Origin of the sequence: Streptosporangium sp. NPDC000095 (assembly GCF_042899335.1) — a bacterium.
GTDB lineage: Bacteria > Actinomycetota > Actinomycetes > Streptosporangiales > Streptosporangiaceae > Streptosporangium.
In genome coordinates this window covers 961,485-986,193 of the sequence record NZ_JBIAZS010000001.1, presented here as the reverse complement: position 1 = coordinate 986,193, position 24,709 = coordinate 961,485, and the positions used below count along the sequence as shown (strand labels likewise).

15 protein-coding genes are annotated in these 24,709 nt (G+C 70.2%); 8 read left to right on the top strand and 7 right to left on the bottom strand.

The window, feature by feature from the left end; translation table 11 throughout:
- Window positions 1-189: 189 nt before the first annotated feature.
- The 3 genes from ACFY3V_RS04065 (at window position 190) to ACFY3V_RS04055 (ending at window position 2,849) form a co-directional block, all read left to right on the top strand.
- Entirely contained in the window at window positions 190-639 is a 450-nt protein-coding gene (locus tag ACFY3V_RS04065; RefSeq protein WP_389769767.1) for a TraR/DksA family transcriptional regulator, read from the top strand.
- Between the two features lie 238 nt (window positions 640-877).
- Window positions 878-2,149 carry an FAD-binding protein gene (locus tag ACFY3V_RS04060; protein WP_362898397.1) on the top strand — a complete coding sequence of 424 codons (1,272 nt, stop codon included), beginning with the start codon at window positions 878-880 and terminating at the stop codon, window positions 2,147-2,149.
- A gap of 148 nt (window positions 2,150-2,297) precedes the next feature.
- Complete coding sequence (locus ACFY3V_RS04055) at window positions 2,298-2,849, top strand: hypothetical protein (protein WP_362898395.1); 552 nt, start codon at window positions 2,298-2,300, stop codon at window positions 2,847-2,849.
- 232 nt (window positions 2,850-3,081) lie between these two features.
- On the opposite strand, the gene ACFY3V_RS04050 is transcribed toward ACFY3V_RS04055, so the two are convergent.
- Window positions 3,082-3,783, bottom strand: a complete 702-nt coding sequence (locus ACFY3V_RS04050) for a TetR/AcrR family transcriptional regulator (RefSeq protein ID WP_362898393.1) — start codon at window positions 3,781-3,783, stop codon at window positions 3,082-3,084.
- Between the two features lie 121 nt (window positions 3,784-3,904).
- On the opposite strand from ACFY3V_RS04050, the gene ACFY3V_RS04045 reads away from it, so the two are divergent.
- Window positions 3,905-4,849: an NAD-dependent epimerase/dehydratase family protein gene (locus tag ACFY3V_RS04045; protein ID WP_389769763.1), complete on the top strand. Its 945-nt coding sequence runs from the start codon at window positions 3,905-3,907 to the stop codon at window positions 4,847-4,849.
- A 156-nt stretch (window positions 4,850-5,005) separates the two neighbouring features.
- On the opposite strand, the gene ACFY3V_RS04040 is transcribed toward ACFY3V_RS04045, so the two are convergent.
- Window positions 5,006-6,298, bottom strand: a complete 1,293-nt coding sequence (locus ACFY3V_RS04040; RefSeq protein ID WP_389769760.1) for a Glu/Leu/Phe/Val dehydrogenase — start codon at window positions 6,296-6,298, stop codon at window positions 5,006-5,008.
- Between the two features lie 255 nt (window positions 6,299-6,553).
- Between ACFY3V_RS04040 and ACFY3V_RS04035 the strand changes: the two genes are divergently transcribed.
- The 4 genes from ACFY3V_RS04035 to ACFY3V_RS04020 all read left to right on the top strand — a co-directional run bounded on the left by ACFY3V_RS04035 (window position 6,554) and on the right by ACFY3V_RS04020 (window position 19,398).
- Window positions 6,554-8,113: an alkaline phosphatase D family protein gene (locus ACFY3V_RS04035; RefSeq protein ID WP_362898387.1), complete on the top strand. Its 1,560-nt coding sequence runs from the start codon at window positions 6,554-6,556 to the stop codon at window positions 8,111-8,113.
- A gap of 422 nt (window positions 8,114-8,535) precedes the next feature.
- Window positions 8,536-12,576: a LamG domain-containing protein gene (locus ACFY3V_RS04030; RefSeq protein ID WP_389769756.1), complete on the top strand. Its 4,041-nt coding sequence runs from the start codon at window positions 8,536-8,538 to the stop codon at window positions 12,574-12,576.
- A 116-nt stretch (window positions 12,577-12,692) separates the two neighbouring features.
- On the top strand, window positions 12,693-18,974 hold the full coding sequence (locus ACFY3V_RS04025) for an RHS repeat domain-containing protein (protein ID WP_389769754.1): 6,282 nt from the start codon (window positions 12,693-12,695) through the stop codon (window positions 18,972-18,974).
- On the top strand, window positions 18,967-19,398 hold the full coding sequence (locus tag ACFY3V_RS04020; RefSeq protein WP_350944513.1) for a hypothetical protein: 432 nt from the start codon (window positions 18,967-18,969) through the stop codon (window positions 19,396-19,398). Before ACFY3V_RS04025 ends, ACFY3V_RS04020 begins: the two co-directional genes overlap by 8 nt.
- Before the next feature lie 126 nt (window positions 19,399-19,524).
- Here the strand turns inward: ACFY3V_RS04020 and rocD are convergent, their stop codons facing one another.
- From rocD to ACFY3V_RS03995, 5 genes are all read right to left on the bottom strand, one after another.
- Window positions 19,525-20,736 (bottom strand): ornithine--oxo-acid transaminase, encoded by a 1,212-nt coding sequence (gene rocD, locus ACFY3V_RS04015; protein ID WP_362898381.1) that lies wholly within the window; start codon window positions 20,734-20,736, stop codon window positions 19,525-19,527.
- 59 nt (window positions 20,737-20,795) lie between these two features.
- Entirely contained in the window at window positions 20,796-21,602 is an 807-nt protein-coding gene (ddaH, locus tag ACFY3V_RS04010) for a dimethylargininase (protein ID WP_389769749.1), read from the bottom strand.
- Window positions 21,603-21,738: 136 nt separating this feature from the next.
- Window positions 21,739-22,236: an Lrp/AsnC family transcriptional regulator gene (locus ACFY3V_RS04005; protein ID WP_350944510.1), complete on the bottom strand. Its 498-nt coding sequence runs from the start codon at window positions 22,234-22,236 to the stop codon at window positions 21,739-21,741.
- A 187-nt stretch (window positions 22,237-22,423) separates the two neighbouring features.
- On the bottom strand, window positions 22,424-23,134 hold the full coding sequence (locus tag ACFY3V_RS04000) for a DUF5941 domain-containing protein (RefSeq protein ID WP_362898378.1): 711 nt from the start codon (window positions 23,132-23,134) through the stop codon (window positions 22,424-22,426).
- Window positions 23,131-24,705, bottom strand: a complete 1,575-nt coding sequence (locus ACFY3V_RS03995; protein WP_362898375.1) for a CDP-alcohol phosphatidyltransferase family protein — start codon at window positions 24,703-24,705, stop codon at window positions 23,131-23,133. The genes ACFY3V_RS04000 and ACFY3V_RS03995 overlap by 4 nt, the downstream gene beginning before the upstream one ends.
- Window positions 24,706-24,709: the final 4 nt, after the last annotated feature.

The following is a 24,709-nucleotide window of genomic DNA, read 5'->3' as shown; positions in this document are numbered from 1 at the left end:
CGGGACACGGGAGGGCCCGCTGATCGGTGCCGGAGAGGATCGAGCGTGCCTGCCGTGGAACGGCGGGCCCGGTCCCCGGTCCCCGTTCCCGCGAAAGGCTCCTACGGCGGCGAGGGTGCCCACGTCGCCGTACGGGCCGTTCCCCCTCACGCGCCCTGAACCGGGGGAAGGACACAGGTCGGTGGCCTCATGACATGGGTCGACGATGCTCACGGCCAGGAGTGGATCCGCGACAGGACGGGGGAGACGGCGATGGGCGAGCGGCCCGGGAAAACCGTGCTGTCCTCCTCCCAGCGGGCGGCGATGCGAGATCTGCTCGCCGAGGACCGCGAGAGGACGGTGGCCCAGATCGCGGCGCTGATACGTGACTGGGACGACCTCGTCGAGGCGTCGGCGCTGGTGGGCAATGACGACGAGCACGACCCGGAGGGGGCGACGATCGCCTTCGAACGGTCCCATCTCCAGGCCCTGCTCGACAGGGCGCGAGCCCATCTCGACGATCTCGACGAGGTGGCGGGGCGACTTCGGCGGGGCACCTACGGCGTGTGCGACGACTGCGGGCGCCCCATCGCCCTGGAGCGCCTGAAGGCACGCCCGATCGCCAGGACCTGCATCGAGTGCGCGGCCCGCGGCCGATGAAGGCCCCCGGTGATGTCCAGACATTTCTGAACTAACCTGGGGGCGGCAATGCCCGCCGTCGCGTCTCGCGCGATCACCGGTCATGAGCCGTGCTCGCGCACGGCCACGACCGCGACCGCCCGGCCGCGATCCGTGCCCCCGCCCGGTCACCCGAGTGAGTCCGTGTCCCGGCACGATCACCGCGTGTGGCGCGCATCCGCCGCGTACGGCCTGGCGTGAGGCGTGGAGAGGGCACATCGTGACCAGAGGGTTGCTGAACTGGGCGGGCAACATCACCTACGGCGCCGCGCGGATCCACCGCCCCGGCGACGTCGAGGAGCTCCAGGAGGTGGTCGCGGGCAGCGCCGCCATCGGGGCGCTCGGCACCCGCCACTCCTTCAACGAGATCGCCGACCGTCCCGGCGGTGACCTCGTCTCGCTGGAGGGCCTGCCCGCCGCCTTCGAACTCGACCCGGAGCGGGGCACGGTCACGGTCGGCGGCGGGGTGCGCTACGGCGAGCTGAGCCGGTGGCTGTACGGCGAGGGCTACGCGCTGCCCAACCTCGGCTCCCTGCCGCACATCTCGGTCGCCGGCGCCTGCGCCACGGCCACGCACGGTTCCGGCGTCGCCAACGGCAACCTGGCCACCGCGGTCTCCGGCCTCGAACTCGTCACCGCGGACGGTGAGATCACCGTCCTCAGCCGCGAGAAGGACGGCGACCGCTTCGCCGGGGCGGTCGTCGGCCTCGGCGCGCTGGGCGTCGTCACCAGGGTCGTCCTCGATGTCGTCCCGGCCTTCGAGGTGCGGCAGTACGTCTACGAGAACCTGCCGTGGGCGCGTCTGGAGGAGCACTTCGAGGAGGTCCTCTCCGCCGCGTACAGCGTGAGCCTGTTCACCGGCTGGATCGGCCCCCGGATCGACCAGGTGTGGGTGAAGCGCCGCGAGGACGAGTCCGGTCCGTGGGAGGCGGCGCCGCGCTGGCTGGACGCCACGGCGGCCACGGCCGACCGGCACCCGCTGCCGGGGATCTCCGCCGTCAACTGCACCGCGCAGATGGGCGTCCCCGGCCCCTGGTACGACCGGCTGCCGCACTTCCGTCTGGACTTCACCCCGAGCAGCGGGGAGGAGCTCCAGTCGGAGTATCTGTTGCCGCGCCGCCACGCCCTCGCCGCGCTCCGCGCGCTGGACGCGGTCAGGGACGTCATCGCCCCCGTCCTGCAGATCTCGGAGATCCGTACCGTCGCGGCGGACGACCTGTGGCTGAGCACCGCCTACCGCGAGGACGTCGTCGCCGTCCACTTCACCTGGAAGAAGGACTGGCCCGCGGTGAGCCGGGTGCTCGCCGTGGTCGAGGAGTCGCTGGAGCCCTTTGAGGCCCGCCCACACTGGGGCAAACTCTTCCTCATGGGACCCGATCGCCTGAACTCCCTGTACGACCGGCTCCCGGACTTCCGGCGCCTGGCCGCCGACCTCGATCCCACGGGCAAGTTCCGTACCCCGTTCCTCGACGCCCGTGTCTTCGCTTCCTGACGGTTCCCAGCCTCAACCTTGATCCGGACATCAACTCACAAGCGGATCTTACGATCGGATCAGGGTAGTCAACTCCCATCACAGTGATAACAGTGCGATATCCACCGTTAGAGCTCGTGAATCCAGCGCTGGTGATGAGGGGGAGAGCATGGAACGCAATACGGTCGTGCGCGCGATGCACGATGTCGGGCTGGCCGCCTGGTTCGGGGGATCGTTGATGGGAGCGATCGGCCTCAACGGTGCCACCGCCGCGGTGAGCGACAGGAGCGAGCGCCTGCGGGTCGCGAACGCGGGATGGGGCAGGTGGGCGCCGGTCAGCGCGGCGAGCGTCGGCGCCTTTCTCGTCGGCTCGCTCGGTCTGCTGTCCGCCAACAGGCGGCGCGTGGCGTACCAGCGCGGGGTGGGGGCGAGCACCGCGGCCAAGGCCGTGCTGACCGCCGGGGCGCTCGCCGCGACCGCCTACACCGGGGTGCTCGGTGCCAAACTCGCGGACGCGGGCGACGTGCCGGTGGAAGGTGCCGTGAAACCGGAGAAGGAGACTCCGGAGGACGTCGCCAAGACACAACAGCAGCTGCGTCTCATGCAGTGGGTCGTCCCCGCCGTCACCGGGGTGCTCGTCGTGCTCACCTCCCTGCACGGAGAGCAGCAGCGGCCGGGCCAGGTCATCCGGGGAGCCGCGCGCAAGAAGTTCTCCCGGTAGAGGGCCTGCGGCCCTTCACACGGTCTCACGTGGACCGTCGTCCCACGGCCCCTCGGGGCCGTGGATCGCCGGGTGCCCGTCTGACCGACGCCAGGAAGACCCTGGAATTCAATACCTTGAGTACGGCGCGATCGCCCCTCTCTCTGCAACCTGGTGTGACATGTGACGACAAATAGCGTCCATGCCGAGGCCCTGCTGTGCGGGGTGAATTACCCGGCCAACTCGTGACGTATCAGACAGACAGCCCGAGGGTGCGGGCCTGACAGCGCATGGCGTGGTCGAAGGCCGACGCGGGATCGAGGATCGCGTTGTCGAACTGGCCGAACACCTCGAAGTTGATCCAGCCGAACAGGCCGGTCCAGGAGATCAGACCGCGGACGACCACGTCGTCGGGGACGTCGGGTATCAGTTCGCGCACGCGTGCGGCGTCCTCGTGGAAGGACGGCGGGACGGGCGGGTGGGTGGTGTCGGGCGGGTTCAGCGCTCCGGCGCGGTGGGCATCGGAGACGATCCGGCCGTAGACGGCGGTGTCGCGGACCGCGGCCGGGACGGTGTCCTGGGGGGCGCGGTAGCCGGGGACGGGTGAGCCGTACAGCAGGGCGTACTCGTGCGGGTGGGTGAGTGCCCAGTCCCGCACGGCGTGGCAGACCGCCATCCACCGCCTCCCGTGGTCTTCCGGCGGGACGGCCGCGTCGGCGTTCTCCACGGCCTCGCCGATGGCGTTGTAGCCGTCGATGATCAGGGTCGTGAGCAGGTCGTCCCTGGACGGGAAGTAGCGGTAGATCGCCGAGGAGGCCATGCCCATCTCGCGGGCGACGGCGCGCAGGGACAGGCCGCTCGCGCCGTCGACGGCGAGCTGCCTGCGGGCGACGTCGGTGATCTCGCGGGTCAGCTCGGCCCTGACCCTCTCGCGTGCGCTGAGGCTCGAACTCATGTCGCGACCATATCAGAGCACTGGCAAAAAACGAGAGCACTGCTCTTGACGAGCAGTGCTCTCTAGCGAGAGCATTGCTCTCAGAATGGAACGGGTAAGCCACCGCACAGGAAGAGGAATCATGGCCAAGCACGTCATCGCCGGAGCCGGACAGGTCGGCTCGGAGGTCGCCAGGCTGCTGACCGGGCAGGGGCACGAGGTCGTCCTCATCAGTCGCTCGGGCTCGGGCCCCGACCTGCCGGGTGTCCGCAGGGTCGCCGCCGACGTGAGCGACCGCGAGAAGCTGACCGCCCTGACCCGGGGCGCCGCCGTCCTCTACAACTGCGTCAACCCGCGCTACCACGAGTGGGCGCGCGACTGGCCGCCGCTCGCCGCGTCCCTGCTGGGAGCCGCCGAGACCACCGGCGCCGGATACGTCATCCTCGGCAACCTGTACGTCTACGCGGCGCCCGACCGGCCGATGAGGGAGAACGACCCCCTCGACCCGCCCAGCGCCAAGGGCGCGATCCGGGTGAAGGTGTGGCGGGACGCCCTGGCCGCGCACGAGGCGGGCCGGGTCAGGGTGACCGAGGTGCGCGGATCCGACTACTTCGGCCCCGGCTGCCTGGACCAGTCGCACCTCGGGGAGAGGTTCGTCCCCGCACTGCTCGCCGGCAGGACCGTCCGCTTCGCCGGAGACCCCGACCAGCCGCACAGCTGGACCTATGTGCCCGACGTCGCGCGGACCCTGGTCGCGGCGGGTGAGGGCGAGGACGCCTGGGGTCGCGCGTGGCACGTCCCCACGAACGAGCCGATGCCGGTGCGCGAGGTCGCCGAGCGCCTGTGCGCGCTCGCGGGAGTGCCCAACCCGGAGGTGAAGGCCCTGCCCCACTGGATGCTGCGCACCGGCGGGGTCTTCTCACCGATGCTCAGGGAGCTGGAGGAGTTGCGTTACCAGTTCGTCCGTCCCTTCGTCCTCGACTCCGACGTCTCCCAGGCGGCCCTCGGTCTCGCGCCGACCCCGATGGGCGAGGCGCTGGCCGCGACGCTCGCGTGGTGGCGCGGCCGCCTGGCCGTGGCGGCGTGACGGCGCGCCTTCGTACGCGGGGACGGGTGCCACGACGCTCTGAAGGCGGGCGCGGACCATCGGGCACACCCGGTACGCGGGACGGGGGAACGCCGGTTCCCGCCGCCGGGGAGGGCCGGTATGTCCGGGCCGGTGTGCGGCACGTCCCCGACGGTCTCAGGAATGCGGCGCGCGTGCCCGGTGGGCGTCGGCGACCCGGCCGACACCGATCACATGGGCGGCCTCGCGCAGGGTGATCCCGCACTCGGCGGAGACCGCCGCGGTCGTGTCGAACGCGTCCCGCACGATGCCGCGAAGCCTCGCGTCGACCTCGCGCGCGCTCCAGCGACGCGCCTGCATGTCCTGGAGCCACTCCAGGTAGGAGACGATCACACCTCCGGCGTTGGCCAGGATGTCGGGGACCACGGTGACGCCCGCGTCGGCGAGGACGCGGTCCGCACCGGGCGTGGTGGGGGAGCTGGCGCCCTCCACGACCAGGCCGGCCCTGATCCGGGTGGCGTTCTCCTCGGTGATCGCCCCCTGCATGGCGGCGGGGACGAGCACGTCCACGTCGAGCTCCAGCAGTTCCTCCGCCGGCAGTGCGTCCGCCCGGCGGTAGCCGCGTACCCCGCCGGTCTCCTCCGACCAGGCCCGCAGGTCGTCGATGTCCAGGCCGGAGCGGTCGATCACGGCCCCGGTGCGGTCGGAGACCGCGATCACGAGGCAGCCCGCGTCGGCGAGGTAGCGTGCGGCGGGGGCGCCGACCTTGCCGAAGCCCTGGATCGCGACGGTACGGCCCTCGGGGGAGCCGCCCAGAGCCCTGAGCGCGGCGATCCGCACGCCGCGGGCGGTCGCGGTCCCGGCCGTGTCGGGCACGCCGCCGGGGGAGACGGGGCCGCCGATCGTCACGCCGGGCACCGGGTAGCCCGCGTTCACCGAGTAGGTGTCCATGATCCAGGCCATGGTGCGCTCGTCGGTGCCGACGTCGGGGGCCGGGATGTCCCGCTCGGGACCGATGACGGGCAGGACCTCGTTGACGTAGCGCCGGGTGACCCGTTCCAGCTCGCGGGCGCTCAGCGAGGCCGGGTCCAGGGAGACGCCGCCCTTGGCGCCCCCGTAGGGGATGCCGGCCAGCGCGCACTTCCACGTCATGCCCATGGCCAGGGCGGTGACCTCGTGGACGTCGGTGCGGGGGTGGAAGCGGATGCCTCCCTTCGCCGGGCCGCGGGTAGTGTTGTGCTGCACCCGGAAACCCTGCACGACGTCCATCCGGCCGTCCTCGCGGCGGACCGGGACCGAGACGGTGAGCGAGCGGCGGGGGGTGGCGAGCATGGTGCGCAGGCTGTCGTCCAGGTCCAGCCGGTCCGCGGCCCGGTCGAGCTGGAAGAGCGCGGAGTCGAGGGCCTGTCGGCCGGGACTGACGGGAGCGGTGGCGGCCGGCGTCGTCGACGGCACCGTGAGCGTTCTCAAGGGATACCTCCGTACGGTGAGCGAAGCGCCCTTGCTCCGCTCGGGGCACATGGTCACGATCAGACTAGGCGCGGTTTTTTGCCCGCAGGGTCGGGCCGTGTTTCGTTCTCATGACTGATTCGCGGATCGGGTCGCGAGCCTGCGAGCAGGAGGTGTGTTGTTATCTGCCTGCTCCCCTGGGCAATCTGGGAGTAAAACATAGATTTTCCAGAATCCGGTCAGGATTCCTACCGTTGTGCAGCCGAGGGGATGAAAGTGCCGGAACTTGTGGTCGGGCCGATGTTGCGTTACGTGGACGAGACGAGCGCGTCGGTGTGGATGGAGACGAGCGAGCCGTGCGAGGTGACGGTCGAGGTCGGCGGCGTGCGCTCGGAGGCGAGGACGTTCACCGTCCACGGTCACCACTACGCGATCGTGGACGTGGAGGGCGGAGGCGCCTACGAGGTGCGCCTGGGCGGGGAGACCGTGTGGCCCCTGCCCGATCAGCCGCCGAGCCGCATCCGCCTGCTCGGCCCCGACGGTCCGAATCGCGTCATGTTCGGCTCCTGCCGGACCAGCGTGCCGCACGACCTCGTGTACACGATCTCCCACGGGGTGGACGTGCTGCGCGCGTACGGTGGCACGCTGCCCGAGACGCCCGACGAGCGCTGGCCCGACCTGCTGCTGCTGCTCGGTGACCAGGTCTACGCCGACGAGCCGTCCGCGGAGATGCTGGAGTTCATCGCGGGCCGCAGGGACACCGAGCCGAAGAAGGAGATCGCCGACTTCGAGGAGTACGCCGAGCTGTACCGCCTGGCGTGGACCGACCCGGAGATCCGCTGGCTCCTCTCCACGGTGCCCAGCGCGATGATCTTCGATGACCACGACCTGCGCGACGACTTCAACACCTCCATCTCCTGGCGTACGTCGATGGAGGAGGTGCCGTGGTGGCGGCACCGGGTGATCTCCGGGATCGGCGCCTACTGGGTCTACCAGCACCTGGGTAACCTGTCGCCGGCGGAACGCGCCTCGGACGAGCTGCTCAGCAAGGTGTGCGCGGCCGAGGGGGACGGCGCCGAGGTCCTCGACGCCTTCGCCGAGCACGCCTACGACGTTCCCGCCGACAGCCGGTGGAGTTACGCCCGCGACCTCGGCGACACTCGCCTGATCATGCTCGACTCCCGCTGCTCCCGCCAGCTCGACCCCGATGACCGGCGCATGATCGACCCGGTGGAGTGGGAGTGGCTCACCGAGCAGCTGCACAAGGGGGGCGCGAAGCGCTTCGTGATCGGCTCCTCGGTGCCGTTCCTGCTCCCCGCGGGCATCCACCACATCCAGAACTGGAACGAGGCCCTCGCCCAGGGGGCCTGGGGCAAGACCGTGGCGCGCTGGGCCGAGGCCCTGCGCCAGGCCGTCGACCTGGAGCACTGGGCGGCCTTCCGCCGCTCGTTCGAGGACCTGTCCAAGCTGCTGGCCGGGCTGGGAAAGCCGGTGATCATGCTCTCCGGCGACGTGCACTACTCCTACGTGGCCAAGGCGCGCGACCTTCCCGTCTACCAGCTGGTCTGCTCCCCGATCCGCAACCCGCTGAGCCGCACCCTCCGCCTGGCCAACATCGTCGCCCAGTTCGGCATCGCGAGCCTGGTCGGCCGCACACTCTCCCGCACGGCGAGGATTCCCAAGCCGCCCTTCAAGTGGCGGATCACCGACGGCCCGTGGTTCTCCAACGCGGTCGCGACCCTCTCCCTGGACACGGCCCCCACGTCGGTCCGCTGGGACACCGCCACGGGAACCGAGGTATCGGAGATCACCGTCGTGAAGCTGGAGGAGGGCTAGCGAAGCGCCCTCCGTTCCCCCGCGCTCCGAAGAGGGCCGGGGGCCGTCGCGATCTTCCGGCCGGGGGCCGGTCGGCGGACCGCGGCGCTCTTCTCGCGCGCCGGGAAGTATGTGAGGCGTGCTCACCTGGGCGGATGCGGAAATCGCTTACCGGGGGCCGCGGGCGTGCTCGTTTTGATCATAAAAAACGTTGACATCGAACGTCACTCGGTTTTACATAGTGATCATCAGCGCTGATTTGCCCCTTTTCTACCAGGTGACACAGCTTTGTGCTGCCGTCATCTCTTTTTCTGGTGAGGCGCATGTCAACGTTACGGGGCCTGGCGGCCGTACTGGCCGCCGGGGTTATCGCTACGGGGTCAACAGTTGCGATCGACGTTCATGGAGGGGCTCCGAGAGCCGTCGCCTCCTCGGCGGAGCCGGTGGCTCCGACGGATGAGCAGGCCGGCAGGATCGCCCGCGAGACGGGCCGCAGTACGGAAATCCTCGCCAAGCGAGGTGAGAGCAGGGAGGTCTTCGCCAATCCCGACGGTTCCTTCACCGCGGTGGAGCACCTTCGCCCTGTCAGGGTCCGGCAGGACAGTTCCTGGGTGGCGCCGGACGTCACCCTGATCCGCAGGCCCGACGGGTCCATCGGGCCCAAGGCCTCCACCGTCGACCTGACCCTCTCCGGGGGAGGGGACGAGCCCATGGTGCGGATGGCGCGCGCCGGCCGGGAGATGTCGCTGAAGTGGCCGGAAAAGCTGCCGGAGCCGGAACTGCAGGGCGACTCGGCCGTCTACCGCTCGGTGCTCAAGGACATCGACCTGGTCGTTCGGGCCGACACCGACGGGTTCGCGCACACGCTCGTCGTGAAGACCAGGGAGGCGGCGGAGAACGGAGCCCTCGCCCGGCTCGGCTTCGACCTGGGCGAAACCGAGCTGGCGGTGCGCGCCGAGCCGGACGGGCGACTGCGTGCCGTCGACACCGAGGGAGGGGGCGCGGTCTTCGAGGCCCCGTCGGCGATCATGTGGGATTCCGGCACGCAGGCCGGGAGCACGCCCGCAGAGTCGGCGCCCGCTGAGACGGCGAGGCGCACGACGGCCGAGCCGGAGGAGGACCTCGCCAGGGGCCCCGCCCCGACCTCGAAGGTGGCCGATGTCGGGACCGCCGTCGAGGACGGTTCGCTCACCCTCACCCCCGAGACCACGCTGCTGACCGCCCCCGACACACGGTTCCCCGTCTACATCGACCCGGTGTGGAAGACGGTCAAGGCGTCCGCCTGGGGATATGTCTCGCGTACCTACCCGAGCACGTCGTACTACAAGTTCAGCGGCAAGGCCGACTCCGGCATGGGCTACTGCTCGGGTGACGCCAGGTGCGCGCCCTCGGACGTGAAGCGCATCTTCTACCGGATGCCCACCAGCGCGTACGCGGGCAAGCACATCATCTCCGCGGAGTTCGTCGCCAAGGAGACCTGGTCCTACTCCTGCGACGGCCGTACCGTGCAGCTCTGGCGGACCAAGGGGTTCGTCGAGGGCTCGACCTGGAACTCCACCAAGGACAACTGGCTCGAACACCTCGCCACCCGGGACGTGGCGAAGGGCTGGTCCTCCGACTGCCCGGGTGGCGACGTGGAGTTCAACGCGACCGCGGCGGTGAAGGACGCTGCGGCGGGCAAGTGGTCGACCACCACGTTCGGACTCAGGGCCGGGTACGAGACCGACCCGAAGGGGTGGAAGCGGTTCGCCGACGACGCCTGGCTCCGGGTCAACTACAACACCCCGCCGCCGCAGCCGAAGATGTCCAACCTGACGATGGACCCGGGCGGCAAGTGCGTCTACTCCCCGGCCCCGGCGGTGCGGGTGCCCCCGACGCTCTCGGCGGTGCTGCACGACTCCGACTCCGCCGACGCCAAGAAGGTGTACGCCGAGTTCCAGGCCAGCTGGGACGGCGCGACGAAGTGGACCTCCGGCAGGATCGGCCCCAAGACCACCGGATCGACGTTCCAGGTCAAGATGCCCTCGACGATCCCCGAGAAGAAGACGATCGCCTGGTCGGTACGCACCTGGGACGGCTACCAGTACAGTCCGTGGAGCTACGCGGGCGACGCGACCGGCTGCTACTACACCTATGACAAGAGCGTGCCGGCCGCCCCCGCGCTGACCTCGACCGCCTACCCCAAATCGGATCCCGAGGACGAGCTGGACCCGTGGTACGACGGGGTGGGCCGCTACGGACGCTTCACCGCCACCTCCACCTCCACCGACGTCGTCAAGTACTGGTTCGGGATCAACGGCAACCCCACGCAGGCCAACGAGCGCAAGCCCGCCACCAACGGCGGGCCGGTGACGATCGACATCGCGCCCGAGCACGCGGGACTGAACTACGTCACGGTCCAGGCCTTCGACGCGGCCGGCAACGTCAGCGAGATCGGCCGTCACGCCTTCAGGGTCAAGACCGGGGCGCCGGCGAAGGCGGAGTGGCCGCTGGACGAGCCCATCGACTCCCCGCAGGTCACGGATGTCGGGGGAACCTTCCCCGCCACCGTCACCGGCGGCGTCACGCTGGGGGTGGACGGCGTCTCGAAGAGCGCCGCGCAGTTCAACGGCTCCACCGGGTACGCCAGGACGACGGCCCCGGTGGTGAACACCACCACGAGTTTCTCGGTGTCGGCGTGGGCGAGGCTCCCCGAGGTCAAACCCACCCACGCCGGAGTGATCGCCACCCAGGCGGGCACGGCTCGACCGGGCTTCGAGCTGTACTACTCCTCCTCCTACGACCGGTGGATCTTCAACAGGTTCAGCACCGACAGCACGAGCGCCACGATCGTGCGGGCGATAGGGGCCACCGCGCCGCAGGGCGGGGAGTGGGCGCACCTGGTCGGCGTGTACGACTCGGTCGCCAAGCACATCAGGCTCTACGTCAACGGCAAGCTCGCCTCGACCACCGCGTTCACCACGCCGTGGAACGCCACCGGACCGGTACAACTCGGCGCGAGCCTGTACAGCACGGTCCCGGACGCGTTCTTCCCCGGTGAGATCGACGACCTGCGGATCTTCGACCGGATCGTCACCGCGGAGGAGGTCGGCAACCTCTTCAGCCAGCACCCGGTGGTGAACGCCCGCTGGAAGCTGAACGACTCGGCCTCGGCGGTCCGGGCGAGCAAGGCGTACTGGAAGCTGGACGAGGCGGCGGGCGCGACCCGCGCCGAGGAGGTGGGCGGCGTCCACCCGGCGAGCAAGGTCGGCACCGTCACCTTCGGGACGACCGGGAAGTCCGGCAAGGCCGTCACCCTCAACGGCACGAACGGGTACCTGAAGACCACCGGGGCCGTGCTCGACACCACCAAGAGCTTCTCGGTGTCGGCGTGGGCGAGGCTCCCCGCCACCAAACCCACCCACGCGGGGATCATCGCCACCCAGACCGCGTCGGTGAAACCGGCGTTCGAGCTGTACTACTCCTCCTCCTACGACCGGTGGATCTTCAACCGTTTCAGCGCGAACAACGCCTCCGCCACGATCATCCGGGCGCAGTCCACCTCGGTGCCGCAGGGCGGGGTGTGGACGCATCTGACCGGGACCTACGACGCGGCGGCCAAGCAGATCAGGCTCTACGTCAACGGCAAGCTGGCCTCGACCACGGCGTTCACCACGCCGTGGAACGCCACCGGACCCGTGCAGCTGGGCGCGGGTTCCTACGACGGCGCGGCCGGGTCGTTCTTCCCCGGCGAGATCGACGACCTGCGGATCTTCGACCAGGTCGTCACCGACTCCGAGATCGCCACGCTGGCCTCGGGATCCCCGCTGACCATCGCGGCCGACGACGGCACCGCGGGCCGGCACGTCACCCTGTACGGCAACGCCCGCATCGACCAGGGCGCGGGCTGGGTCGGCACCCCGCCCGGCGCGCTGGTCCTGGACGGTGACGGCGACTACGCGGCCAGCGCCGGTCCCGTGGTGCGCACGGACGACAGCTTCACCGTCGCCGGCTGGGTGACCAGTGCGGGCCGTCCCGGCCGGCCGGCGACGGTCTTCAGCCAGGAGGGCGCGGTCAACAGCGCCTTCACCCTCCGCTACCGGCCGGACCCGGCGGATCCGGTCAACGCGGGCGGCTACCAGATCGAGATGCCGGACTCCGACGCCACCGGAGCCACCCGCCCCACCTCGGAGCACTCGGCCTTCCAGTCGGGCTTCGAGTGGGACCACGTGGCGATCGCCTACGACGCGCTCCAGGACGAGATGCGGCTCTACGTGAACGGGGAGCTGGAACAGACCGAGGAGCAGGTGTCGTGGCGGTTCAACGTGCTGGGCTTCAACGCCACGAAGGGATTGCAGCTCGGCCGGACCAAGGGCGACGGCGCCTGGGGCGAGTACTGGCCCGGCGTGATCGACGACGTGTGGGCCTTCCAGGGAGTCGCCACACAGGAGCAGATCCAGATGCTGGCCGCGGGCAACGAGCTCGACACCGAGACCGGCCCCTGACCTGAGGAACGGGATCGCGGGCCACGGCCCGCGATCCCCTTCCCATCCCCATTTCCCGAGGTGCCCCGGCCGCCGCGTACGGCGGCCGGTGGCCTGCGCCTGTGCGGAGGATTTTCATGAAGGGGTTATACGAATCGGGTACCCGGCGTTGGCTGGCCGTGTTCACGGCACTGGTCACCGCCGCGGGCCTGCTGGTGGCGCCACCGGCGCACGCCGGGGCCGGGCCGGACGGAGAGCGTCCCGAGGTCGAGAGCGCCGAGCGCGTGGTGCCCGGCAGGGCGGAGACGGTGAGGCCGCGCAAGCCCGACCCCGCGGCCGCCGAGCCAGACCCGGCCCCGGCGGGCTGGCCGGAGCCGGGAGTGACCGAGGCGAAGGTACCGGCGAGCGGGGAGGCGGTCCGCGCCGGGAAGCTGCCGGTCCGGGTACGAGCTCCCCAGTCGCGGGCCAGGGGGGCGGCGCCCCCCGTGGAGGAGGTGAAGGTCCAGGTCCTGGAACGGGCGGCGGCCCGGCGGGCCGGCGTGGACGGGGTCGTGCTGACCGTGGGCGGTCCCGGGACCGGCCAGGTCGGTGTCGAGCTGGACTACTCCGGGTTCGCCGGAGGTTTCGGCGGGTCCTACGGCAGCCGGCTGCGCCTGGTCCGGCTGCCGGCCTGCGCGCTGACCACCCCTGACGCGCCGCAGTGCCGTACCGGCACCGAGATCCCCTCGCGCAACGACACCGAGGCGAGAACGCTGTCGGCCGAGGTGACGGCCGCACCGCAGGCGACGGTGCTCGCCGCGGTGGCGGGGGAGTCCAGTGAGAAGGGCGACTACAAGGCGACGGCGCTGTCGGCCTCGTCGACCTGGGCGGTCTCCGAGCAGTCGGGCGACTTCGCCTGGTCGTACCCGATGCGGGTGCCGCCCGTCCCCGGTGAGCTCGCGCCCAAGGTGGAGATCGGCTACTCCTCGGGTGCGATGGACGGCCGCACGTCCAACACCAACAACCAGCCGTCCTGGGTGGGAGAGGGATTCGACTACTGGCCCGGCTACATCCAGCGTGGCTACAAGCCGTGTGCCGACGACGGGGCTCCCAAGGACCAGTGGGGCACCCCGCCGGGCGACCAGTGCTGGGCCTACGACAACGCCACGCTCAGCTGGAACGGCAAGGGCGGCGAGCTGGTCCAGGCCGCGGACGGCACCTGGCGGATGAAGAACGACGACGGCACGCGTATCGAGCGGGTCAAGGACACCGGGAAGGCCAACGGCGACAACGACGGCGAGTACTGGAAGCTGACCACCACCGAGGGCGTGCAGTACTTCTTCGGCATGAACCGCCTGCCCGGCTGGAGCACCGGCAAGGAGGAGACGAAGTCGACGTGGACCCACCCGGTCTTCGGCGACGACGCCGACGAGCCCTGTCACGGTTCCACGTTCGCCACCTCCTGGTGCCAGCAGGCCTACCGGTGGAACCTCGACTACGTCGTGGACCCACGGGGCAACGCCATCTCCTACTTCTACACGCAGGAGGGCAACCGCTACGGCCGCAACCTCAAGCCCGCCGACGACACCCCCTACGTGCGGGGCGGCTGGCTGGACCGGATCGACTACGGCCAGCGCGCCGCCACCCTGTTCTCGGCGAAGCCGTCGGCCAGGGTGGTCTTCGGCCTCTCGGAGCGCTGCCTGTCGGCGACCGCCGCCGACTGCGCGGAGGACAAGATCGGTGACCATCCGACCAGGTGGCCGGACGTGCCCTGGGACCTGAACTGCGCCGCGGGCACCGAGTGCAAGGGCACCAAGGGCACACTGGCGCCCACCTTCTGGTCACGCAAGCGGCTGACCAAGGTCACCACCCAGGTGCTGAAGGCGGACGGAGCCTACCGGGACGTCGACTCCTGGAAGCTGGACCACCTCTGGGGCGACGCCGACATCGACCGGGCCCTGCTGGTCAAGTCGATCCAGCACACCGGTCATGCGGCGTCCCCGGCCGTCACGCTGCCCCCGGTGACGTTCAACCACGTCCAGTTGCCGAACCGGGTCGACAAACTGGGCGACGACATCGCGCCGTTCGTCAAGTACAGGGTCGGGGCGATCTACGACGAGTCCGGTGGCCAGATCGACGTCAACTACTCCGACGCCGACTGCACGCTGTCCTCGCTGCCGACGCCGGAGACCAACACCCGGCGCTGCTTCCCGGTCAAGTGGACACCGGCCGGTTACGCCGACCCGATCCGGGACTGGTTCCACAAGTACGTGGTCACCCAGGTCGTGCAGAGCGACAGGACCGGCAAGGCGCCGGACATGCTCACCACCTACGAATACCTCGACGGCGCCGCCTGGCACTACGACGACGACGACGGCATGACCAAGGAGAAGTACAAGACCTGGTCGCAGTGGCGCGGTTACGGCCGGGTGCGGATCAAGACGGGAGGCTGGAACGACCTGCGCTCCCAGAGCGAGCGCCTGTTCCTGCGGGGCATGGACGGTGACCGGCTCGACGCCGACGGCGGCACCAAGAAGGTCTCCGTCGCCGACGGCGAGGGCGGAACGCACGTCGACCACGAGGCGCTGCAGGGTTTCGAGCTGAAGCGGACGGAGTACGAGGGGGTCGGCGGCGCGGTGGCCGTCAAGACGGTCAACACCCCGTGGCGCGAGCAGACCGCCAGCCGCACCAGGAGCTGGGGGACGGTCACCGCGAACCTGACGGACGTCGCCAAGAGCCACACCTGGACCGCGATGGACGGAGGGAAGTGGCGGGAGACCGAGATCGTGACCTCCTACGACCCCGACACGGGTCTCGCCACCCAGGTCGACGACAAGGGCGACCTGGCCACGGCGGCCGACGACCGGTGCGTCAGGACCACGTACGCGCAGGACAAGACCGCCTGGATGCTGAAGTTCCCCTCGCGGGTGGAGAGCCTCTCGGTGGCCTGCTCGGTCACGCCCGACCGGTCCAAACACGTGATCGAGGACGGGCGCTCCTTCTACGACGGCAAAGCCTTCGGCGCGGCGCCGGACAGGGGAGAGGTCACCAGGGTCGAGAAGATAGCGAGCCACAACGGCACCGCCGCGACGTACGTTCCCACCGAGATCTCCACCTACGACTCCTACGGCCGTGAGCTCACCACCAAGGACGCCGCGGGCAACGTCACCACCGTCGCCTACACCGACACCGCGGGCCTGGCCACGCTGGTGAAGACCACCGGGCCACCGGTCACCCCCGGCGACCCCGGTACGGCCCACGTCACGAGCGAGGAACTCGACCCGGCCTTCGGCTTCGAGACGGTCAAGGTGGACGCCGGAGGCAAGCGGACCGACCTGGAGTACGACGCGCTGGGCCGCCTGCTCAAGGTGTGGATGGCAGACCGCTCCAAGGCGGCCAAGCAGACACCGAACCTGGAGTTCAGCTACCGGGTTTCCGACGGTCAGATCATCGCGATCGGCACGAAACGGCTGACCGCCGAGGGCGGCCAGACCGAGCCCACCTACGAGCTGTACGACGGCAGGCTGCGGCTGCGTCAGACCCAGGACCCGGGGCCGGACGGCGGGCGGCTGATCTCCGACAAGCTCTACGACTCCCGGGGCAACGTCGCGCGCGAGTACGGGCAGTACTACTCGACCGGGGCGCCCTCGACCACCCTTTTCGGGGCCTTCGACGGCAACGTCGAGTCGCAGAAGGTCTTCGAGTTCGACGGCCGCAATCGGGTGACCGTCGAGCGGTTCCTCGTCGGCAACGGCGAGACCCAGGAGAAGTGGCGCACGATCACCTCGTACGCGGGAGGCCGGGTCACGGTCGACCCGCCGACCGGGGACACGCCGGTCACCACCTTCACCGACGCGCGCGACCACATCGTCGAGCTGCGCCAGTATCGGGGGGACTCGCCGACCGGCGACTTCGACCGGACCCGCTACACCTACACCCCGCTGGGCAAGCTCGCCACGGTCGAGGACGCGGCGGGCAACACCTGGACCCACCACTACGACCTGCGCGGCAGGGAGATCCGGGTGGACGACCCGGACAAGGGCACGACCAGGTCCACCTACGACGACCTGGACCGGGTGACCTCCACCGAGGACGCCAGGGGCGCCAAGCTGTTCACCACCTATGACGCGCTCGGCCGCAAGACCGAGGTCCGCGAGGGGTCCGCGACCGGCAACGTCCTGACGGCGTGGACCTACGACACGGTCCGCAAGGGGCAGCTCTCCAGCTCCACCAGGAACGCGGGCGGCCAGGCGTACACGACGACCGTCAACGCCTACGACAACCTGGACCGGGCGATCCGGACCACCATCACCGTCCCGGAGACCGAGAAGGAGCTGGGGGGCAGCTACCAGTTCGACACCCGCTACAAGCTGGACGGCACGGTGCAGTCCGCCACCTTCCCCGCCTCGGGGGGCCTGGCGGCCGAGACCGTCGTCTACTCCTACGACGAGCTGCGGCGGCCCACGGCCACCTCCGGTCTCACCTCCTACGTGACCAGGTCGATCCACAGCCTCACCGGCAAACCCGAGCAGTACGAGCTCTCCACCGGAGGCAAGAAGGTCTGGCTCACCAACTCCTACGAGTACGGCACACAGCGGCTGAAGTCGGCGCGGGTCGACCGTGAGGACGTCGCCGGTGTGGACCGCCACGCCACCTACACCTACGACGCGGCGGGCAACGTCACCGCGGTCTCCGACGTCTCCCGGTCCGGCACGGACACCCAGTGCTTCTCCTACGACCACCTGCGCAGGATGACCGAGGCGTGGACGCAGGGCACCCAGAGCTGCGCCACCACGCCCGCGGCGAACCTCGTCGGAGGGGTGGCACCGTACTGGCAGTCGTTCGGCTACGACGCGACGGGCAACAGGACGAAGGAGGTCGAGCACGGCGTCGGCGGGGCCGCCGACACCCAGCGTGTCTACGGCTACCCGGCCGCGGGGTCCCCGCAGCCGCACGCGCTGGCCTCGGTGACCCAGACCGGGGCCGCGGGTGCTCGCGTGGAGAGCTACGGCTACGACGCCACCGGCAACACGACCAGCCGTAAGATCGGCGCCGTCGACCAGAAGCTGGACTGGGACGTCGAGGGACGGCTGAGCAAGGTCACCGACGGGGCCAAGGTCACCTCCTATCTCTACGACGCCGACGGCAACCGGCTGATCCGCAGGGAGCCGACCGCCACGACCCTGTACCTGCCGGGCATGGAGCTCCGGCTGGACACCGCGACCGCGAAGGTCGCCGCGACCAGGTACTACGTCCACGACACGGTCGCGGTCGCGGTCAGGACCACGGCGGGGGTGACCTTCGTCGCCAACGACCACAACGGCACCGGTGAGCTCGCGGTCAACGCCGCGACCCAGGCGGTCTCCCAGCGCCGCTTCAAGCCCTTCGGCCAGCTTCGGGGGGCACCACCGGGGTCATGGCCCTCGGAGAAGGGGTTCGTCGGCGGCACCGTCGACTCCTCCACCGGCCTGACCCATCTGGGCGCCCGCGAGTACGACCCGGCGACCGGCCGCTTCATCAGCGTCGACCCGATCATCGACCCGCAGGACCCCCAGCAGATGAACGGGTACGCCTACGCGAACAACAACCCGGTCACCTTCACCGACCCGGACGGCAAGTTCTGGGGAAGCTGGATCGCCGCCCTGCTGGCGATCATCCGGGCGCTGGCGGCGCTGCTCAACGGCGGCGGTGGCGGCCACAAGGGCGGCGGCGGCAACGGTGGCGGTGGTGGTGGCGGTGCGCCGCACCGCCCGGCGCCGAGCGGCGGCGTGAGCACCTCCTACGGCAAAACCGTCAAGACCAACACCCTCAGCAGCGTCGATCCCCGCAAGTTCACCGCGCTCGGCTGGCTCGCCTACGGCTTCGGCGGCCCGTCCGACATGCTCAACACCTGGGGAACCAACGTCGCCGAGAAGGGGCGGGTGATGGGTGGCATCTACGCCCTCAAGGCGGCGAGCTACCCGCAGGGAAACTGGAAGTCCAGCTGGTTCTGGAACGGGCTGCGCAAGTGGTACGACGCCAAGTCGGTCAGGGTCGAGGCGCGCGGCATCAAGTGGGGCGGACGCCTGGCCAAGGCAGGGAAGTTCCTGGGCCGGTTCGGACTGGTGACCACCTTCGCCGACGGCGCGCTGACCCAGTGGAACTCCGACAAGGGAAAGGACATCAACAAGGGCGAGAAAGCCCTGCGAGCCGGTATCCGCGGCGCCGCGGTGGCCGGCGGCGCCTACGCGGGTGCCACCATCGGGGCCGCGGCGTGCAGCCCCGGAGTGGTCCTCGCGGCGGTCTGCGGTGCGGCCGGCGCCTACATCGGAGGTATGGTCGGCGGAGTCGTCGGTGACACCGCCATCGCCGCCTACGACAAGGCGCGAGATCCGGTGGTGAACACCGCCAAGTCCATCGGTTCCGGGATCAAGAAGGGATGGAACAAGCTCTTTGGATGAGACAGCCGTGCTGACGGGGTACCCGCACGCGCCGGTGTGGGCGGTGCTCGCCACCGCCCTCATGGCGGTCCTCGGGTTCGTCAACCATCGCCGGTTCCGTGGAGCGGACGCGCAGAGCGTGTGGGCCGAGCGCTACTTCGACGAGGCCAAGCCGAAGGAGTGGCGCAACCTGCCCTTCGCCCAGGTCCCGGGGGCGATCATGTTCTCCCTCTGGGCGGTGCTGCTGGCCTACACCTGGGTGTCCGGGCAGGAGATCCTCGACGCGCTCGTCGGGCTCGGCTTTCTCGGGTCCTTCGTCTTCGGCGGGATCGCCGTCAAGCGGCTCTACCGGCCTCCGGCCAAGGCGAGGCCGGCCTGGCTGGTGGCGGAGGAGGAACGGCGCAGACGGCTGGGCCTGACCACCCGCGACGGCTGGACCACCTAGGAGTTGCCTTCCGGTCCCCGCTGCTCGGGGACCGGGAGACGGAAACGTGAGGAGCCGGTGCGGCTCTCCCGTCCAGGACGGGAGAGCCGCACCGGCTCCGTCATGCCCGGGCTCGGCCGGGGTGGTTCACTTCGCCAGTTCGGCGAGGGCCGCGCCGAGCTGGTCGACCGCCCAGAGGAGGTCCTCCTCGGAGACGACGATCGGCGGGGCGAGGCGGATGGTCGAGCCGTGGGTGTCCTTGGCCAGCACGCCGTGGGCCATGAGCGCCTTGGAGACCTCACGCCCGCTCGCCAGCGACGGGTCGATGTCGACCCCCGCCCACAGGCCGCGCCCGCGCACGGTGACCACGCCGTGGCCGATCAGCCCGCGCAGCCTCTCGTGCATGACCTCGCCGAGCTCCCTGGCCCGCGCCTGGTACTCGCCGGTGCCGAGCATCTCGATGACCGCGTTCGCGACCGCGCAGGCGAGCGGGTTGCCACCGAAGGTGGAGCCGTGCTGCCCCGGCCTGATCACACCGAGCACGTCCTCGTTCGCGGTGATCGCCGAGACCGGGACGACGCCGCCGCCCAGGGCCTTGCCCAGCACGTAGATGTCGGGGACGACGCCCTCGTGGTCGCAGGCGAAGGTCTCGCCGGTACGGCCGAGACCCGACTGGATCTCGTCGGCGATCATCAGGATGTTCTCCGCGGTGCACAGCTCACGGACCTGGGTGAGGTAGCCGTCCGGCGGTACCAGCACCCCGGCCTCACCCTGGATGGGCTCGAGCAGCACCGCGACCGTGTTGGCGTCGACGGCCTCGCGGATCGCCTCGACGGAGCCGTACTTCACGATCCTGAAGCCGGGGGGGTAGGGGCCGAAGCCGCCCCGGGCGTCGGGGTCGGTGGAGAAACCGACGATCGTGGTGGTCCGGCCGTGGAAGTTGTCCTCCATCACGATGATGTTGGCCTGCTCGGCGGCCACGCCCTTGACCTCGTAGCCCCACTTGCGGGCCACCTTGATCGCGGTCTCCACGGCCTCGGCGCCGGTGTTCATCGGCAGGACCATGTCCTTGCCGGTGAGGTCGCCCAGCCCGGCGGCGAAGGAGGCGAACTGGTCGTGGAAGAAGGCGCGGCTGGTCAGGGTGAGCCGCGACAGCTGCTCCTGCGCCGCTGCGATGATCTTCGGGTTGCCGTGCCCGAAGTTCAGGGAGGAGTAGCCGGACAGGCAGTCGAGGAACCGCCTGCCCTCCACGTCGACGACCCAGGCGCCCCGTGCCTCGTGGATCACGATGGGCAGGGGGTGGTAGTTGTGCGCGCTGCGGCGCTCGCTCAGCTCGATGAACTCGTCGGTGCCGGTCATCCGATGATCCGCCCCTCCCCGATATGCCCGGTCCACCCGGTACGTCTGGTCTGTGGTTGTCATGCCCCGCCCTGTCCCCGGATCTCCAGCGTGCAGCACTTGGGGCCGCCGCCCGCCTTGCGAAGCTCCGACAGGTCCACCGCGATGACCTCGAAACCCCGGCGCTTGAGTTCGAGCTGCAGGTCGGCGGCCTCGGCGTTGATCACCACGTTGACGCCGTCGCTGACGGCGTTGAGGCCCAGCACGGCCGCGTCGTCCTCGTTCGCGATGACGGCCTCGGGGAAGAGGGTGCGGAGCACCTCCTGACTTCCAGGAGAGAAAGCCTCCGGGAAGTATGCCACGTTATGTCCGTTAAGCGGGAAGAGTGCGGTGTCCAGGTGGTAGAACCGGGGGTCCACCAGCTGCAGCGTCACCACCGGGCGGCCGAGGAACTCCTGGGCCTCCTTGTGCGCGGTGATGTCGGTACGGAACCCGGTCCCGGCCAGCACCAGGTGGTCGAGCGTGAGGAAGTCCCCCTCGCCCTCGTTGGTGAAGGCCGCCTCACGGACCCGCCGGTAGCCGTTGTCGACGAACCAGCGCAGGTACGCGGGCCCCTCGGCCGCGCGCTGCGGGTGGGTGAACCGCGCGCCGTACACACGGCCGTCCACGACCAGCGCGCCGTTGGCGGCGAAGACCATGTCCGGCAGGCCCTCCACCGGGTCGATGAGGCTGACGCGGTGCCCGAGCTCCTCGTAGACGCTCTTGAGCGCCTCCCACTGACGGATCGCCACCTCGCGGTCGGCCCCGGCCTCGGGGTGCATCCACGGGTTGATCGCGTACTCGACCGCGAAGTGGTCGGGCCGACACATGAGGTAGTGCCTGGTCATGGATAACCCCCGCGTGTGAAAGGTCGTGGTGACAGCCGCCCATCACGGTCCCGATGGCGGCGTCATCAGCCTAGGAAGCGCGTTCTCGCAGGCCAAGAGCCTGCTTTTGCGCGTCGGCGCGGGTTTCCCGCGTGCTTCAGGTCAGAAACGTCGATTCGTTGTGCGGGGCGATGAAGGGCTCGCTGCGCGAGGTCACCAGGGGTGCCTCGATCAGCCGGGAGAGCACGATGGAGCTCTTGGTCCGCACCACGAACGACTCGGAGGCGATCCGCTCGATCACCCTCTCCACGTGCCGCACGTCGGTGGCCCTGATGTGCAGCAGCGCGTCGGCCTCACCGGTGATGGTGCACGCCGAGACCACCTCCGGATGGCGGCCGATGGCCACCCCGATCTCCGACGGCGAGGTCTTGCCCGCGCAGAACAACTCCACGTAGGCCTCGGTGGTCCAGCCGAGCGCCGCGGGCTCCACCCGGGCGGTGAACCCGGTGATGGCGCCGGTCTCGCGCAGCCGGTCCACCCGGCGTTTCACCGCCGACGCCGACAGGCCGACCCGCTGCCCGATCTCCGCGTACGTGGCGCGGGCGTCCTCGACGAGCGCCCCGATGATGTCGCGATCCAGCCTGTCCAGTTCCACGAAGACCTGTATACCGCTTCGGACGGGCGCGGGTTCGCGACGGGCGCCGGTGGCCCGCGCCCGGAAGACACGAACGCCGCCGGACGGATGATCCGTCCGGCGGCGTTCGCCGTTCGTGCAGCCCCGATCAGTCCCGATCAGCCCTGATCGATCTTGATCAGGTCCGGTCGGACCGGGCCGGAGCAGCTCAGGTCTGGTCGGCCTCGCCGGTGGCCTGCTCCTGGGCCTCCTCGGGGGAGGTCTCCAGGTCGTCGCTCGCCTGCGCGGCGTTCGCCGTCTGCTTGTCCAGGCCGACCCAGCTCGTCACGCTCTCCACCGCGAACAACACACCGAGATAGAGCGTGAGCGCGGCCAGCACCCACGTCATCACGCCCAGCACGGCGCCGACGCTGATGATCAGCAGCCGGAGCTCCCAGCCGAGCCCCGCCCTGAACACCCAGGGGGCGGGCCAGATGCTCTGCCGCGTCCGGTACACCGTGTCGTAGGTGTGGTAGCCGATCACGTAGATCAGCACGTAGAGCAGCCACTTGGGCGCGTCGACCGCGAGGCCGACGAGGATGATCGTGAGGAACTCGGTCCCCCGGATCAGCGGCGGCGCGAGCCAGTCGAGCTTGCCGAGATGGTCGCGGGCCGCGGTGGGCAGCACCAGGACGATCATGACCAGTGCCGGGACGAGCAGGATCGGCCCCTCCACCAGTATCCCGGTCACGGCCATCGCGATGATCGCCAGCAGCGCGGCGAGCGTGGCGGGAACCGGGGGCAGCCCCGGCCCCACCTTGTCGCGGAGCAGCGTCACCAGCGGGCCGTCGTCGCGGTAGGCGAGCAGCCGCGCGGTCTGCACGCGCAACCGCTCCTCGTATGGATCCGGAACGGGGGTGGTCTGCGGCTGGGTGATCATGCGAGAGACCTCATCAGGCGTCCGGTGAGCGAGTAGGCGGCACCGATGCCGCCCCAGATGATCAGGGTGAGGAAGGTGATCCTGGCGTCGAACAGGGCGCTGACGATCGCGATGGCGGCGAAACGCTCGCCGATGGGGAACACGATCATCTTGCGGGCCCAGTGTACGGCGCGGTATCTGCCGGCCCTGCCCCACATCTTCAGCAGGCTGCGGATCCCGCCGGTCACCGCGTTCTTGCGCTCCTCCAGCGCCTGGCGCAGCCCGGTGTCGGCGCTCACCGTGAGCGGGACCGACGGCAGCGGCGACGGGGGCTTGCGCCGGTTCGCCGCGCCGTAGGAGAAGTCGAGGAGGTGCCTGATGGACTGCACGCCGAGCGCGATCAGCGCGAGCGTCCAGACGTCGCCTACCCCGGAGACCGCCGCGCCGACCGCCAGGCCCGCGAAGACCACGTATTCCTTGAACCGGTCGAATGTGGCGTCCAGCCACGCCCCGAGCACGCCGAACTTACGGGCGTATCGTGCGACCTGGCCGTCCACGCAGTCGAACACGAACGCGAAGTAGATCAGCACCCCGCCCGCGACCATCCCGGCCCGCTCACCGGTGGCGAAGCACAGCGCCGCCGCCACGCCCAGCGCGATGGAGATCAACGTGACCTGGTTGGGGGTGAGCCCTCGCCTCGCCGCCCATCGGGCGATGAACCGGGAGTAGGTGCTGACGAAGTACGTGGTGAAGAAGCCGTCGGCGCCCTTCACCGCGTTGTCCAGCCGCGCCCTGTCCTCGTTGAACGTGGACATCTCGGCCAGCGCCTCCGCGGCCTGCTCGGGAGTGGAGACCCGGCGGAAGAACAGGTCCCGGCGGCCGCGGATGCCGACGGAGACGCCCTTGCGCACCAGACCCAGCACCAGCAGCTGGACCAGGTCGTCCTCGGGCCCCAGCAGGTGGGCCATGTCGGCCAGCTCGCGGGCGGCCTCCGCCAGGACGGGCGCGTGCTTGTGGTGCAGGTGCAGCGGGCCGAGCAGGACCGAGTTGGGCCTGGTCACCCCGTGGAAGGCCGAGCCCACCGAGATGACCCGGGACCTGCGGGCGCGCACCCTGACGGGCAGGCCCTCCAGCGTCCGCGCGCCGATCTCCGGCAGCGCCTCCTCGATCGGGACGTCCGGGACGACGACGTCGCCGTTCTCGTCCTCCTCGCGCGGCTCCTTGGCGATCAGCGCGAGGGCTCCGCGCTTCGACTTGGTGATCTGGTAGATCAGCTCGTCGTGGATCAGCGAGTTGGCCGGAAGGAGAAGCAGGTTCTCGGTGGCGTTTTCGACCGCGTCGGCCACGGCGCGCAGGTCACCGGCGAGGTCGGAGGTCTCGACAAGGCTGCCGGGGAAGCCCCGGTGGGCGGCGGCGTCGCCCGAGCGGACGATGGTCACCGGCTCGGAGTCGAGTGAGGCGAGCTGGCCGTGCAGCTTGCCGATCACCGTGGGGCAGCCGGGAAGCGCGGGCAGGGGCAACGCGGCGGGCGTCACCTGGCCGGGAGCGGCATCGGGGCCGGGCGATGAGCCCAGCAGGACCACGCGGGGCATGGCA

Coding starts and splice junctions, on each gene's coding strand:
- ACFY3V_RS04065 (WP_389769767.1), top strand. CDS start 190: ATGACATGGGTCGACGATGCTCACGGCCAGGAGTGGATCCGCGACAGG.
- ACFY3V_RS04055 (WP_362898395.1), top strand. CDS start 2,298: ATGGAACGCAATACGGTCGTGCGCGCGATGCACGATGTCGGGCTGGCC.
- ACFY3V_RS04050 (WP_362898393.1), bottom strand. CDS start 3,783: ATGAGTTCGAGCCTCAGCGCACGCGAGAGGGTCAGGGCCGAGCTGACC.
- ACFY3V_RS04045 (WP_389769763.1), top strand. CDS start 3,905: ATGGCCAAGCACGTCATCGCCGGAGCCGGACAGGTCGGCTCGGAGGTC.
- ACFY3V_RS04025 (WP_389769754.1), top strand. CDS start 12,693: ATGAAGGGGTTATACGAATCGGGTACCCGGCGTTGGCTGGCCGTGTTC.
- rocD (WP_362898381.1), bottom strand. CDS start 20,736: ATGACCGGCACCGACGAGTTCATCGAGCTGAGCGAGCGCCGCAGCGCG.
- ddaH (WP_389769749.1), bottom strand. CDS start 21,602: ATGACCAGGCACTACCTCATGTGTCGGCCCGACCACTTCGCGGTCGAG.
- ACFY3V_RS04000 (WP_362898378.1), bottom strand. CDS start 23,134: ATGATCACCCAGCCGCAGACCACCCCCGTTCCGGATCCATACGAGGAG.
- ACFY3V_RS03995 (WP_362898375.1), bottom strand. CDS start 24,705: ATGCCCCGCGTGGTCCTGCTGGGCTCATCGCCCGGCCCCGATGCCGCT.